Annotated in this window: 14 protein-coding genes; 5 read left to right on the forward strand and 9 right to left on the reverse strand. The window is 33.3% G+C overall.

Features of this window, described 5'->3' with window-relative positions; all coding sequences use genetic code 11:
* Nucleotides 1–105: 105 nt before the first annotated feature.
* From FEZ18_RS02410 to FEZ18_RS02430, 4 genes are all read right to left on the reverse strand, one after another.
* Nucleotides 106–381, reverse strand: a complete 276-nt coding sequence (locus tag FEZ18_RS02410) for a hypothetical protein (RefSeq protein WP_153266845.1) — start codon at nt 379–381, stop codon at nt 106–108.
* Between the two features lie 335 nt (nt 382–716).
* Nucleotides 717–1757 carry a hypothetical protein gene (locus tag FEZ18_RS02420; protein WP_153266847.1) on the reverse strand — a complete coding sequence of 347 codons (1041 nt, stop codon included), beginning with the start codon at nt 1755–1757 and terminating at the stop codon, nt 717–719.
* Nucleotides 1758–1833: 76 nt separating this feature from the next.
* The gene (locus FEZ18_RS02425; protein ID WP_153266848.1) at nt 1834–2436 is read right to left on the reverse strand and encodes a hypothetical protein; all 603 of its coding nucleotides are present in this window, start codon (nt 2434–2436) and stop codon (nt 1834–1836) included.
* 97 nt (nt 2437–2533) lie between these two features.
* Nucleotides 2534–3394, reverse strand: a complete 861-nt coding sequence (locus tag FEZ18_RS02430) for a M57 family metalloprotease (RefSeq protein ID WP_153266849.1) — start codon at nt 3392–3394, stop codon at nt 2534–2536.
* Between the two features lie 491 nt (nt 3395–3885).
* Between FEZ18_RS02430 and FEZ18_RS02435 the strand changes: the two genes are divergently transcribed.
* Nucleotides 3886–4083: a hypothetical protein gene (locus tag FEZ18_RS02435; protein WP_153266850.1), complete on the forward strand. Its 198-nt coding sequence runs from the start codon at nt 3886–3888 to the stop codon at nt 4081–4083.
* Between the two features lie 644 nt (nt 4084–4727).
* Here FEZ18_RS02435 and FEZ18_RS02440 read toward each other — a convergent pair.
* Nucleotides 4728–5984, reverse strand: coding sequence for a glycosyltransferase (locus FEZ18_RS02440; protein WP_153266851.1), 1257 nt, complete (start codon nt 5982–5984; stop codon nt 4728–4730).
* Nucleotides 5985–6208: 224 nt separating this feature from the next.
* Here FEZ18_RS02440 and FEZ18_RS02445 point away from each other — a divergent pair, with 224 nt between their 5' ends.
* The 3 genes from FEZ18_RS02445 to FEZ18_RS02455 all read left to right on the forward strand — a co-directional run bounded on the left by FEZ18_RS02445 (nt 6209) and on the right by FEZ18_RS02455 (nt 9837).
* Nucleotides 6209–6829, forward strand: coding sequence for an adenylosuccinate lyase (locus FEZ18_RS02445; RefSeq protein ID WP_317164448.1), 621 nt, complete (start codon nt 6209–6211; stop codon nt 6827–6829).
* A gap of 88 nt (nt 6830–6917) precedes the next feature.
* Nucleotides 6918–8261, forward strand: coding sequence for an adenylosuccinate lyase (gene purB / locus FEZ18_RS02450; RefSeq protein WP_153266852.1), 1344 nt, complete (start codon nt 6918–6920; stop codon nt 8259–8261).
* Nucleotides 8262–8481: 220 nt separating this feature from the next.
* Nucleotides 8482–9837 (forward strand): transposase, encoded by a 1356-nt coding sequence (locus FEZ18_RS02455; protein WP_153266853.1) that lies wholly within the window; start codon nt 8482–8484, stop codon nt 9835–9837.
* A gap of 145 nt (nt 9838–9982) precedes the next feature.
* Here FEZ18_RS02455 and FEZ18_RS02460 read toward each other — a convergent pair whose 3' ends face one another.
* The 4 genes from FEZ18_RS02460 to FEZ18_RS02475 form a co-directional block, all read right to left on the reverse strand.
* On the reverse strand, nt 9983–10534 hold the full coding sequence (locus FEZ18_RS02460) for a DUF4252 domain-containing protein (protein ID WP_194269506.1): 552 nt from the start codon (nt 10532–10534) through the stop codon (nt 9983–9985).
* An 82-nt stretch (nt 10535–10616) separates the two neighbouring features.
* Nucleotides 10617–11192: a DUF4252 domain-containing protein gene (locus FEZ18_RS02465; RefSeq protein WP_228122822.1), complete on the reverse strand. Its 576-nt coding sequence runs from the start codon at nt 11190–11192 to the stop codon at nt 10617–10619.
* An 80-nt stretch (nt 11193–11272) separates the two neighbouring features.
* Nucleotides 11273–11716, reverse strand: coding sequence for a hypothetical protein (locus tag FEZ18_RS02470; protein WP_153266855.1), 444 nt, complete (start codon nt 11714–11716; stop codon nt 11273–11275).
* Nucleotides 11703–12212, reverse strand: a complete 510-nt coding sequence (locus FEZ18_RS02475; RefSeq protein WP_153266856.1) for an RNA polymerase sigma factor — start codon at nt 12210–12212, stop codon at nt 11703–11705. The genes FEZ18_RS02470 and FEZ18_RS02475 overlap by 14 nt, the downstream gene beginning before the upstream one ends.
* A gap of 317 nt (nt 12213–12529) precedes the next feature.
* On the opposite strand from FEZ18_RS02475, the gene FEZ18_RS02480 reads away from it, so the two are divergent.
* Nucleotides 12530–13966, forward strand: a complete 1437-nt coding sequence (locus FEZ18_RS02480; protein ID WP_153266857.1) for a S41 family peptidase — start codon at nt 12530–12532, stop codon at nt 13964–13966.
* Nucleotides 13967–13970: the final 4 nt, after the last annotated feature.

Raw genomic sequence — 13970 nt, forward strand, 5'->3', positions numbered from 1 at the left:
TAAAAGTGTTTTACATTTTAAATTAAAATTAAACACCGATAAAAAATAATGGGTTTAGAAAACACACTTTACTCCTTTTTAACAAAGTATTACAGCAAGCATAAACTAATCAGTATAAACAATTCTACTTCCTTTCCAAATATTTCCTCTTCTTGAAGCTCCCACAAAATCCATTTTAACATCATCATAATCATATAAATTGGGTATTATTATGTTACCAAATACATCTCCAACATTAGAAATATTAGTAGAATAATTTCCTTGATCATCAACATTGACATTAAATTTAAAACCTAGACCAAAATTATAATCTAATCTACTTACAATTTTTTTAGTGTTTAAAACTCTTCTAGCTAGGTCTACATAATTTAAATAAACCACAGTTGGCGTATAAATTATATGTGTAACATTTTTTGGCTGTCTATTTTTATATGTTTGAACTATACTTTTTGCACCTTGCCATATTCCTTGATAAAAAAGTTATCTCATTTTATCAACAGACATATCATAACCTGGTGTATCTGACAGAAATTCTGTTACAACTACCTCACTAACAAAAGGAACTTCAGGAAAAGGTGGCTTGTAAATTGAATTTGAATAATTTTGTAATTGCGATTGACTATTAAATATCTTATTCTCAAAAAAGTAAAATCTTGGCGGCGCATAAGATTGAGGAAAATTAGGAATATTTATATTAAATTTAAATGAAGCTTGGCTTACAGATAAGGCAAATTCATCTGTACTTTTGGCCCTCCAAAAACCTGTCCAACCCTTTTTTTGATGTTTAACTTTAACCCAATAGAATTCCATATTAAGTAATTTTCTTTCCAATATTTTGTTTTTGTTCTGTAGTCCGAGCTAAAATTGGAGTAGTATTTACGACTTACTCCTAACACACCAAAACCACTATTTAAGAAACCTGTTAAAGTGTTACAAGCACCTAGATTATTACTTAAATCGACTAAATTATCGGTATGAGAAGGCGTTTCTGGGTTGTTTGAACTAGTATTGTTAGAATTTCTATTATTATTATTTCCAATTGAAAAACACGAAGAACGTATAAAAGGACTAATATGAGTACCCTCCACAAAATTTCCATTAGTATCAATATAACTAGGTGTAGCCGAAGCCAAACTTCCGCAATCATCAGGCGGATATAACATTTGCTGCCTAGTAGGTAAAGATTGTGTGATTTTTGCAGTTGGTTTAACCACTCCTCTTGTTAATGTAGAAACTTCGGGCATTAAGTATTCAATATTATTTTCTTGAATATAATTGTCTAAAAGCGTTTTGTCGTTTTTATGTACTGAAAACATCCCACTATATGTGTATTTATACAAAATATCTGCAATAATGACTTCTCTTTTGTCATTTAGAATTGATGCAAATTCATCATCTGAAATTAAATCATCATCAAATTCTTCTACTAATTCTCCGTCTTCATCAATTTCTGTAGGTATTGTTCTTGCTTGAATACTAGGTTTTAAATTGCTTTTAAATGTAATGACTTTTTGAAGCTTTTCTTTTTTTCTATTAGAAAATTCTTGAAGTTTTCTGATATCGTTTTCTGAAAAATGAGGAAATAAAGGCATAAACCCTTTTTTGTAAAATTCACTTAATTTTACTTCCTTTTCAATATTGCCAATTTCTTTTAATTCGGTCACTGTTCTTCCCAACAAATCTTTACTTGAAAAAGATAAAACTCCATTTTCAACTTCAATTTTATCTAAAATTTGTAGAGAATTTTCAATTTGCATAGTATCGTCTTTCTAACAGGAAAGAGATAATAAAATGATTGCTAAAATTAAATATGTTTTTTTCATTTCTTTTAGTTTAAAATAATATTCCAAGGCTTAACATTGTTCCTTTAATTTGCGTCCAGCTTTCAGATCTTCTAATCGATAGGCCATCATTACTAATAGTTTTATAACTATAGCTTATATCTGTAACCATAATAAATCGATTTTTATTTAAAGGAAATTTAAAACCAACCCCTATATTAAAAATGGCTCCATTATTTTTACCGCCTTCTATTTTAACTAAAGTCCCATAGTTAGTGTATAAATATGGACTTGATTTACCATCATTAAAATAGGTTCTTAAATCCAAAAATATTGGAAGCGTGTTAAAATTTGGGTTACTGTAGCCATCTAACCCGATACCGATACCGGCAGAAAAATAAGGGCTAAAAAAATAACCATTAATAGTTTGTAGACTATAAGCTGTTGCCCTATTAATAGGTAGTTCAGTTACTACAATTCCATTTGTTGTCGAAAATGTTTCAAGTTTAGCCTCGTTTACCTTTATATAACTGAATCTTGTAATGTTAAAGTAGCCTTTATTTCTATATTCATCGACATTATTTTCTTGTTTATTTTGTGAAAATGATGACATAAATAATGACAATAATAATGTAGTAAAAAATTGTGTTTTCAATGTTTAGATCGTTTTAAATCTGTTTTTATTAAAAAAATAGATACTAAAACATGGTTACGTTTTCGATAAACGTAACCATGTTTTTTTTTACAACTATTTAATACATATATTGTAAACCAATAATATCGTCGTTGTCAAACTCGCCATCTTCGTTAGAACTAAAACAAGCGACCATAATAGAATTGGGGTTATAACCAGAAGAAGTCCCTGGTATTGCATTAGCACCAACTCCAGCAGTACCTTCATTAGTATTTCGACCACAACTTTGTCTGGTTTGCCAATCGGTATGTCTAAATCCAACTGAATGACCAATTTCGTGTGTAATAACGTGTTCTATTACATTAGTATCGTAGTTTCCTAAACCATAAATTTGTACAAATTTATGTGGTAAACCGCCACTTGGAAAACCGGCAGAACCGCCTGCTCCCGATTGATTGGGGTTATTGTATACAACCATATCTTTATTTTGGTAATTGGTACCAAAAGTTAAGGTAAAAGAAATAGAAACACCAGACAACCTATTAAAATTGTTCACAGCCCATTGCAACGCCGTTCGCTCTTTGCTGGAAAGACCAAATCCGCCACCACCAGTGTAACCAACAATAGATATGTTTCGACCTTGAGACACCAAATTATTGGTGTGGTAATTTCTATCTGTTAGTCCTGAGCCAAAGCGCAAATCCATGATTTGATCCTCGGTCAGGTTAATGTCTCCTTCTACTTCGTACATCACCGTAGTTGAGCCATCTGGTAGAAGAAAGTCTATTTTCTTAACGCCATCTGGATTTAAATAAAAGTCTGAGAGTTTGCTGATAATAGCTTCCGAGACATCACTATTTTGTACATCTGTAGCGGTTTCAGTCTCGGCTTGAGGTTCATTTATGTCTTCTTTTTGGCAAGATTGTAAGAAGAAAGAAAGCGAGATTATCGCCAATAAAAATATTCTGAAATTTTTCATTTTTTTGGGGAAATGTTTTAGGTTAATAAATTAATAATGTTGCGCTTACGTAAACATTTGAAATAACCTGCCTGAATCAGTTATTTTAGATAAATACTGACAAATTATTTCTTTAAAATAAATTTATTTATAATCCAAATATAAGTAATTGAAAATAAATAATTTACATTTTTTTACATAAAAAACACTTTTAGTATCAAAAAATTGGATTATTTGTAAATAATTAGGTACATTATTCAACAATACTAAAGGATTGAGTATGAAAAATAAATTTACTAAGTACAGACTTTTTTTTCGATTACTTTTAATTCTTTCAAATTTTGAACCTCATTTTAAATTTTAGGCTGTCGTAGATTTCTTTAAACTCCAATACTATCCATTACTTAATCTTATATTTATTGGAGAGCTCACAGGGGTAATACCGTATTATAGACCGATTACAAAAAATCCTCTAAAGACTTAATTTTTAATACAAAAAAATTATTTTAACCATGGCACTAATAAAACAACAGGTCTTAATTTTTATACTGCTAGCAACCGTTTTTAGTTGCGATAGCGTAGAAGAAAAGCAGTTAAGAAACTTTGATCAAAACGATATAAAAATACGTGACAACATTTCACAATGGGACAGCTTAATGGATAGTATGATTAAACACAACATTAAATATGGAGAAAACGATAGTTTATAACACATACTAAAACACCATCGTTAGCTAAGCCCTTTCGTTCTCAACTCATCAATAAAGGCGTTAAGAGCATATGAGTAAGAACATTAGAGAGAAATTTTATTGATGCCGAATTGAACATTGGCCAAGACCATGAATTGAGAGAAACATATTTAACCTGGACCACTTGTCACCCCAGCATATCGGGTTCGGCTTTTTATAATTATTGGAATGACCGAATAATTATGAAACAAATAAATGACAATTGGTGGCTATGAACTATTTATTAAGTATTGTTTTAAATAAACTATGATAGCCTAAAATTAGACATGTTTTTAAAATCCAACTCTTCAAAACACAAACACGTTCTAATTAGCTTTTGAATTTAATATGTTCAATATCCCTACAATTCAAGACTGTATTTTTAGATTTATTTTAAATAATCAATACCCGCTAAAAGATATAAGATCGCTTCGCTTTTAGAATTAAGAACAAAGACGTGATTGCAACTAACTGATAAACAGAAGTGCTTTAATTAACAAAACACCTTCTTTAAATCTTAATAATTGTTTCAAATAAGCAGGATAACACATAAAAAAAATGTGCAAAGTTCTTTATTTTAAAATAATTGGCTGCATCATAATGTTTTTAATCGGACATTAGTGATTTTACATACTATTATTTTTCCCCTTCTCCTCTATCCATTTACTCATAAACTTCGTGCTTTGATGCCTGTGGTGAAGTAGCATGGCACCTGTAAAATTGTCTAGACGTTTTTCACCAAGGTGTTTTGATGTTTCTCTAATACGATTTAAAAGCTTTTGTTGATGCTCAGCCTTGTTAAAACGTTTATTAATAATTTTGAAGCCGTTTTGCTGCTTTTCTTTCCATAGTAGTTCATCCTGATATAATCGAATTGCTTTATTGGCAAATTCTTGAGGACTATCTGCAACAAATCCGTTGGGTTTTAAGGTTCCAAACATACCCTCTGCGCCTATTGATGTTGTGATACAAGGCGTTCCGTTTTGCATGGCATCAATTAATTTCCCCTTTAAACCTGCACCAAATCGAATGGGAGCCAAACAGATTTTAGATTGCTGCATAACTTTGTTTACATCTTCTGCAAATCCTTTAATTAGAAAACCTTCCTTTTTATGGTGCAACTGCAAAACTTTTTGAGATGCATAAGCCCCGTATACATGCATTTCGGCTTTGGGCAGTTGTTTTCTAATAAGCGGCCAAATCATTTCTTTAAGATATAAAACGGCATTATAATTAGGTGGATGCAAAAAATTTCCGATGGTAATAAAATGTTGTCGCGCTCCAAAACTCGGATATTTAGAGGTGTTTTTAATCGAAATTTCATCAATCATAAATGGTAAATACATCAATAAAGAGGCATCCACCTTAAACTGATTTTTAAGTCGTTCCATTTCAGCTTCAGAAATAATTAAACTTAAATCACTTCTGTAAATACTAGCAATTTCTCGCTTTGCCGTGTCGTTAAATAAATGTGTTTTATCAAAAACTTCTTTATTCTTAAAGGCCTCCTGCCTGCCTTTACGTAAAGCGTGCAAATCTTCGGTGTCAAGAATTCTTAAAGCATTAGGGCATTGCTGGGCAACGCGCCAACCAAATTGCTCTTCGGTCATAAACCGATCGAACAAAACAAGATCTGGATCTAATACTTTTATAAACTCATCAAAACTAGAATGATTCAGCTGAATAGTAACCTGCTCAATCCCCAGGTTTTCTAAATTGAAAGCCTTATCGCCTTTACCACAAGTACTCGCAAAAGTTATGTGATAGTTTTCAGACTGAAACACCTCAATTAATTGAAGCATCCGGCTACCAGCAGCAGAACTTTTGGGCTCTGGCCATACAAAACCGATAATAAGTAATTTTTTATGAGCTGTTAATGCCATGTTATTTTCTGGTTAAAGTACATTTCATTGAACCTAACTTTTACATATGTCCTTTTTAAGCTGACATTGCAATACATCCCCATATAAAATTCTGGTTTTGTTCGTCAAAAAAAAAATCTATCCGTATAAAACAGGTTTCTTTTTACTACTTTTATCTGTAGAGATGTTATTTTCATATAAATACCCACTATCTTTTTGAGATGACCGAGTTACAAACTCTAATTTTGTCAATCCTACTTGTCGATTACATACGAGAACTTAAAAATACGAAAAACGCATTGACCACAGAAGAACTTTATAACGAATTAAACCATGTTAATCATTCGCGTGAAAACCGCTTGTTTTATGCCAACTTGATTACTCATAATCACGAATTAATCTCAAAATTGTTAGAAATTATGTTTCGGGTTAACGATAAAGCGTCGTCTCGCGCTGCTTGGGTTTTCGAGTTTGTATGTAACCAGAATATAGACCTTATAATACCCTATTTAGATACGTTCACAAAGAACATTCATAAAGTTCATCTCGATTCTGCTGTAAGGCCCGTTGCCAAAATTTGTGAGTATATAGCGAAAGCCTTTACCGCAAAAACCAATAACGCTATAAAACAAGCTTTAACACCCTTATATAAAGAACGCATTATTGCCCTTTGTTTTGATTACATGATTAATGATGAAAAAGTAGCCGCAAAAGCATACAGCATGTCTACCCTTTTTTTATTAGGAAAAGACGACGCTTGGGTTTATCCAGAATTAACACGGATTTTAAAAGAAGATTACTCCAAACAAAGTGCCGCTTTTAAAGCACGTGCAAGACAGATATTAAAGAAAATAAAGCAGAAATAGGCTTTAAAACTATAAAAACTTCGGTCTTCGGTCTTCCAACTTCGGTCTTAAAAACCTATATTTGCAAATTCTTAAAACATTTCAAAATATGTCATTAACACCCTTAAACGCTATCTCTCCAATTGACGGAAGATATAGAGATAAAGTAAACGAATTAGCACCTTATTTTTCTGAAGAAGCGCTAATTAAATACCGCGTATTAGTTGAAATTGAATACTTTATTGCGCTTTGCAAAATTCCGTTACCTCAACTCGAAACCATTGACACAGCTGTTTTTGAAGATTTAAGAGCAATTTACAAAACGTTTTCTGTTGAAGATGCTTTGCACATAAAGAAAATAGAACGTGTAACCAACCACGATGTTAAAGCGGTTGAATACTTTATAAAAGAGAAATTTGACGCTTTAGGCTTAGAGCAATATAAGGAATTTATCCATTTCGGACTAACCTCTCAAGACATAAACAACACCGCAATTCCATTAAGTATCAAGGAAGCCATGAACGCAGTTTATGTTCCCGAATACTTAAATGTTGTAAAAAAACTAGAAGCTTTAGCTCAGGACTGGGCAGCCATACCAATGCTTGCTAGAACACACGGCCAACCAGCCTCTCCTACGCGTTTAGGCAAAGAAATAGAGGTTTTTGTGGTACGTTTAAAAGAACAGTTTAACTTATTAAACGACATACCAAGTGCTGCTAAATTTGGAGGTGCCACTGGTAACTTTAATGCGCACCATGTTGCTTACCCAAACATCGATTGGAAAGCTTTTGGCAGTTCATTTGTTCGAGATACCTTAGGTTTACAACACTCATTTCCAACCACACAAATTGAGCATTACGACCACATGGCCGCTTTGTTTGATACACTTAAACGTATTAACACCATTGTAATTGATTTAGATAGAGATGTTTGGACCTATGTTTCAATGGATTATTTCAAACAAAAAATTAAAGCGGGAGAAGTTGGTAGTAGTGCCATGCCACATAAGGTAAACCCTATTGATTTTGAAAACTCTGAAGGTAACTTAGGTATCGCTAATGCGATTTTCGAGCATCTCTCGGCTAAATTACCCATTTCCAGATTACAACGCGATTTAACCGATAGCACCGTTTTACGTAATGTTGGCGTACCTTTTGGGCATACCCTAATTGGTTTTAAAGCGACTTTAAAAGGCTTGGATAAATTACTTTTAAATGAAGCCAAATTTGCTGAAGATTTAGAAAACAACTGGGCCGTAGTTGCCGAGGCTATCCAAACTATTTTACGTCGTGAAGGCTACCCAAATCCTTATGAAGCTTTAAAGGGGTTAACAAGAACAAACACCACCATAAATCAAGATTCTATTGCTAATTTTATTGACACCTTAGACGTTACAAACGCTATTAAGGCAGAATTAAAACGCATAACACCTAGCAATTATACGGGTATTTAATACCAAACAACGCCTAAATTAGGTCTTGTTTCAAAACATAAGGGTTGCACGTTATAACGTGCAACCCTTATGTTTTTCAGGCCATTTGCCTATTCAAAGGCGCATTCATAAAACGTTAAAACCTTAGTAAAACCGATATTTTTTTCGTAAATTGAAGTAAATAAAAACCCCGAAAAAGGCCATTAAGAGCCAAAAACGGGGTTTTCTTTTATCTACAATCATGAAAATACAAAGAATTAGTGAATTACAGCACGAATTTTCATTTTTATCTGCTACTGAAAATTTTGATGCGTTTTATACCCGTTTTTTAAAGAGTGACCTAGGGAAGATTTACTTAGCTATTCCCTGGAAATCTTTAGTCGAAGCTTTTCAGATTAAAGAAAAAGCATTTGGTTCAAAAATGATCTTTAGCCCCAAGGGAAGAATCGCACTGATGTTTTTAAAGCATTACACATGCAGTTCTGATAGGAAGCTGATAGAACAGCTCAATAGTAATATTGATTACCAATTTTTTTGTGATATTCATTTAGGGTTTTCTAGGATTACGAATTTTAAAATAGTTAGTCAAATACGCTGTGAACTGGCAGAAAAACTCAAGATTGACGCATTAGAAAAGTCACTTTATAAACATTGGCGACCCCATATAGAAAATAAAAATCAAATCACAGTTGATGCCACCTGCTATGAGAGCGAGCTCCGTTATCCCACGCCTCAAAAGCTCCTATGGGAAGCTGTAGATTGGTTGTATAGGCAGCTAAAAAAAATCTGTAAGGTTTTAGGTTTAAAAATGATGCGCACCAAGTATATAAAATGGAAAAAGCGCTATTTTGGATTTAGTAAAATGCGCAGAAAAACCAACAAGAAAAGAAAGCCACTTACCAGGGCGTTATTACACCTATTAAATAAGCTTATAGGCTTTGAAAAAGAGCTTCGCACTTCTTATAAACTTGAATGTCGTGTAGCTTATTTTAGAAGAGTCGCTACTATCAAAAAAGTATATGCGCAGCAACAGCAATACTTTGAAACAGGCGTATCACCAAAAAACAGAATAGTAAGTATTGCGAAAAGTTACCTTAGACCAATAGTGAGAGGAAAAGAAGTAAAATCTGTTGAGTTCGGAGCCAAAGTAAACAAGCTGCAAATAGACGGTATCAGCTTTATAGAGCATTTAAATTTCAATGCTTTTAATGAAGGTACAAGATTAAAGAAAACCATTTACAAAGCACAATCGCTTACAAAAATAAAAACAAAAATAGTAGGAGCCGATGCTATTTATGCCACCAATATGAACCGCAAATTTGTTACCAAGAACAATATCAAGACGGACTTCAAGCGTAAAGGCAAGCTTCCTAAAAACTATCAGCAAGAAAAAAAACTCAAAGCATTAATTGCTAAAGAGCGAGCTACTAGGCTAGAAGGTAGTTTTGGAAATGAAAAAGAGCACTATCATCTCAAAAAAATAAAAGCCAAGACGAAAGCTACTGAAAAACTATGGATCTTCTTTGGTATACATACCGCCAATGCTCTGGAAATAGGTAGGAGAATACAAAATAATCTAAACCAGATGGCCGCATAAATTTAAGAGTTAAAACATCATGGGATAAGTATGCCTTGTCGGTAATAAAAATATAATTTTTGACCCAAAAACTTAAAAAAGAAAACCCAAGACTTAAAAATGAATTAAATCTTGGATTTTTTTTATCGATAACATTCATCATGGGTTAAATTCTGAATGTGCCTTCAAAAAATGCGATAATATCTTCAAACTGGTTTTCATCTATATCAGTCTCCTGCAAGGTTTTTGCCAGACTTCCCAGTTTCACCAAATTCATGTCGCTACCTAGTACACGAACAATCCCAAAACCCGTTTGTTTTTCACTTCCAAGCACAACAAGCTCGTCGGTTTTATTAAAATGGCCTTTGTATTTTACAATAATTTTATGGCCTTTATCACTAAACTCCATCAACTTACTGTAGCTTTTACCTTTTAAAATACGCTTTACTTTGGCCAATTCAACTTTATAGGCTTCGGTGTTGCTACCATCAACTTTAAAGCCCAAAAAGTTTAAATGTTTTACAGATGCAAAAACTTCTTTTTCGGCCTCTGTAAATTGAGAGTCGTTTACTTTTAGCATAGACACAGGCATATCTCGAGCAATAAAATTCACGGCCTCTTGGTTATCAAGAAAATAGCTATTTAAACTTATACCCTCGGTATCTTCATAGTTTTTACAACCTGTAAATACCAAAAACAAAATAAATGTGTAAAACATTCCTTTTATAACCCTATACATAGTTTATTTTAAATAAAATGAATTTTATAATCTTAAAATATGGCAGCCTTAGGCCACAGATTTATTCTTCCTTTTTCTCTAAATGTTTACCGCCCGGAATATTCATTTTGTCGGTAAGCTTAGAGATTTGTTTTAAATTAATATCACCTTTTAACGATACAACTACCGTTTCAATTTTTCGTACTTCTCCATTAACCTCAACCTTATCATCCATCAAGCTGTCTAAACCATTTACAAAAATTAAAAGCTCTTTTACATGGTTTATATCCTTACCCTCTTTTACGTAAAAATATACTTGAGAGCCCCCATCTCTAACCTCCATAAGCTCTTCTAATCCGCTAGAATTTAACTTAACCCATTGGGCGATATCGGCAGAGATATCTTTGTTATCGGTAACAATAGTTCTAAAACTTGTAATACTTTTCACCATATCCATATAAGCTTTAGACTCTTCGTCTTCAACATCAATGCCCATTTCTGCAATCATCTGAAACATTTTAGGTTTAATATTTACATAAGTAACATTGATATTATCACTGTATTTATCAAATATATTATGCTGTGCTAAACCAGTAAAAGGCCATAACATTATGGCTACTACAACGACTATTAATTTGTTTTTAATATTTTTCATCATTCTTGTTTTTATTTGTTCGTTATCTAAAATTACATTTAGTTTTTAAAAATTATTTCTATTCCTCTATCCATTTCATTAAGCTATTCAAGCTTGGCTGTGCCTTTGTTCAATTCATTCAAATACACTAGCGTAGACGCCCCTTTATTCAAACGATTTGAGATCTTTTCTAAAGCTTTCGTCATTTCACTAAAAGCGATTTCGGGATCATTATAAGTCCCTAGATCGTTATTATTAACAGTTTTTAAATAATAGACCCCCAACGTGATAACGGCAAGCGCTGCCACCCAAAACCATTTAAAATTTAACATCGGTTTAATTTTTGCAGCTCGAACATCTAGAGCTAAAGGCTTTGTAAATTGCTCCTTTTTGTTTTCCGAAAAATACAAAAACATAGGTTTGTATCTTTCCAAATGAGGTGCCACCATCTCGCCAGAAAAATACGCTTTTAACTCCTGTTCTTCGGCTAAAGTCGTTTCACCGTTTTCAAATTTTTTCAGTAATTTTTCTATATTATTTAATACCATAATTATGCGTATTAATTAATTGTTCTCGTATTGTTTTTCTAGCTCTCGATAAGTTAACCCGCACTGCTGTATTATTCATGTCTAACATTTTTGCAATCTCATCAAGACTATAAGCCTCAATATCTCGCAACTGTATTATGCTGCGCTGTTGCTCTGGCAAGGCTTCAATAATTTTAGACACCCACTGTACACTATCGTTTAACTCCACCTGTTTTTGTAAGGGTGTTTCTCGAGCTTCATAATTACTATGTTCAATTTTTAAGTTTTGAGCTGGTTTAGATTTTAACCTATCAAAACAAAAATTTTTAGTCATCGTCATTGAAAATGCTTCCACATTTTGATACTGAGAAATCTTCTTTTTATGCCTCCATAATTTCAACAAAATCTCTTGAGTCGCATCTTCAGCTTCCTCGGTCGATATAAGTAAGCGCTTTGCCAACCTAAAAACCTTGTCTTTAAAAGGCACTATCATATTTAAAAACTCCGTTTGAGTCATTTTTAGTTACATTTAAAACAACGTAGTCACGGCTGTTTAATATTACGACGACCAAAGCGTTGTTTTGTTACATTACCACAACAAATGTTTGGGCGTATCCCTATCGGGTCGGGCTTTCACTACTCGCTTCCTCCTACGTCGGCGAGCTCAAACAGGCCGTTCAATCCCTTACGCGAGCCTTGCCCTTAAATTACCATTCAAATTATAATTCTAGTAATTAACCTGCTTTATCAGGGAAAAAATATAGAATAAATTATTTTTTATTAAACAATAATGTAAGTAAATTTAAAGTTTTATACTCAACAAATACAAACACTATGCGATATTTTAAACTTATCATTCTAATAATAATTTCACTTAGTACCTTGAGCTGTTATGAAGATCAAGATGACGTTCAAGTAACCGCAAGCGAAATCAACGATTTTGTTTGGAAAGGTATGAATGTTTTTTACTTGTACAAAGATGAAGTGCCAAACCTGGCAAACGACAGGTTTTCCTCAAATAGTGATTATGCAAGTTACTTGAATACCTTTACTACACCCGAAGATTTATTTGAAAGTTTAATATACCAGAGGGAAACCGTAGACCGCTTTAGCGTCATTTATCCCGATTATTTCGAATTGGAGCAACGATTTCAAGGTATCTCGAAAACTAACGGTATGGAATTTAACCTGTTTTATCAACCCAACAGCAACACGACAGTATTCGGGGTTATAAGACTGGTCTTGCCAAATAGTCCAGCAGATAATATGGGTTTAAAACGCGGCGATATTTTTTATGGCATTAACGGCGAGCAACTCGTAAAGAATAATTTAAGTACTTTACTAAACCAAGAAAACTACACTTTAAATCTTGGCTTTTATAACGACAAAGGTACCCCCGAAACCACTGACGATTCTATCGATGCACTAAATACCGATGTGGCTTTAATCAAAATTGAATACACAGAAAACCCTATTTATAAAACAGCCTCAGAAATTATTGACCTTGGCAGCGAAAAAGTGGGCTACCTGATGTATAACGGGTTTGTTTCAGGTTCTGAAAACGAACTAAACACCGTATTTGGCAACTTTAAATCTAATAATATACAGCATTTAGTTGTCGATTTACGTTACAATCCTGGTGGAGCCCTATCCACAACCACCTTTCTAGCTAGTATGATAACAGGACAGCATAACGGCGAAGTGTTCGAAAAGCTAATTTATAATAGCGATTTGCAAAATAATAATACGTCGTATAATTTTACCGATACATTAAACAATGGCACCCCAATTAACAGCTTAGGCTTACAAAAAGTATATATATTAACAACAAGCAGCTCTGCTTCGGCAAGCGAAGCTTTAATAAATGGACTTAGCCCCTATATTACGGTTGTACAAATTGGGGGAAAAACCACAGGAAAAACGCAAGCTTCAATTACGATATACGACTCTCCTGATTTTAAACGAGAAGGCGCTAACCCCACACATACCTATGCCATGCAACCCCTAGTTTCAACAGGCGTGAACAAAAATGATGTGGCCGTACCAGCATCTGGCCTGTCACCTTCTCTTGGTTTTGAATATAAAGAAAACCCATATAACTACGGGGTTTTAGGCGATGTAAATGAGCCTCTGTTAGCATTGGCCTTAGCAGACATTCAAAATGCAAGCTCTAAATTCATGGCTATAAAATCTAAATCGGGGAAAACCTTTAAATTAGTTCTCGATAGTAACACATTAAATCCGCTTGAAGGCGGCATGGTAATAGACTAAAATC

Origin of the sequence: Oceanihabitans sp. IOP_32 (assembly GCF_009498295.1) — a bacterium.
Taxonomy (GTDB): Bacteria; Bacteroidota; Bacteroidia; order Flavobacteriales; family Flavobacteriaceae; genus Wocania; species Wocania indica.

Bases quoted from the DNA above. Each gene is read 5' to 3' on its own strand.
- FEZ18_RS02420 (WP_153266847.1), bottom strand. From the start codon at position 1,757: ATGCAAATTGAAAATTCTCTACAAATTTTAGATAAAATTGAAGTTGAA.
- FEZ18_RS02430 (WP_153266849.1), bottom strand. From the start codon at position 3,394: ATGAAAAATTTCAGAATATTTTTATTGGCGATAATCTCGCTTTCTTTC.
- FEZ18_RS02435 (WP_153266850.1), top strand. From the start codon at position 3,886: ATGGCACTAATAAAACAACAGGTCTTAATTTTTATACTGCTAGCAACC.
- FEZ18_RS02440 (WP_153266851.1), bottom strand. From the start codon at position 5,984: ATGGCATTAACAGCTCATAAAAAATTACTTATTATCGGTTTTGTATGG.
- purB (WP_153266852.1), top strand. From the start codon at position 6,918: ATGTCATTAACACCCTTAAACGCTATCTCTCCAATTGACGGAAGATAT.
- FEZ18_RS02455 (WP_153266853.1), top strand. From the start codon at position 8,482: ATGAAAATACAAAGAATTAGTGAATTACAGCACGAATTTTCATTTTTA.
- FEZ18_RS02460 (WP_194269506.1), bottom strand. From the start codon at position 10,534: ATGTTTTACACATTTATTTTGTTTTTGGTATTTACAGGTTGTAAAAAC.
- FEZ18_RS02465 (WP_228122822.1), bottom strand. From the start codon at position 11,192: ATGATGAAAAATATTAAAAACAAATTAATAGTCGTTGTAGTAGCCATA.
- FEZ18_RS02470 (WP_153266855.1), bottom strand. From the start codon at position 11,716: ATGGTATTAAATAATATAGAAAAATTACTGAAAAAATTTGAAAACGGT.
- FEZ18_RS02475 (WP_153266856.1), bottom strand. From the start codon at position 12,212: ATGACTCAAACGGAGTTTTTAAATATGATAGTGCCTTTTAAAGACAAG.
- FEZ18_RS02480 (WP_153266857.1), top strand. From the start codon at position 12,530: ATGCGATATTTTAAACTTATCATTCTAATAATAATTTCACTTAGTACC.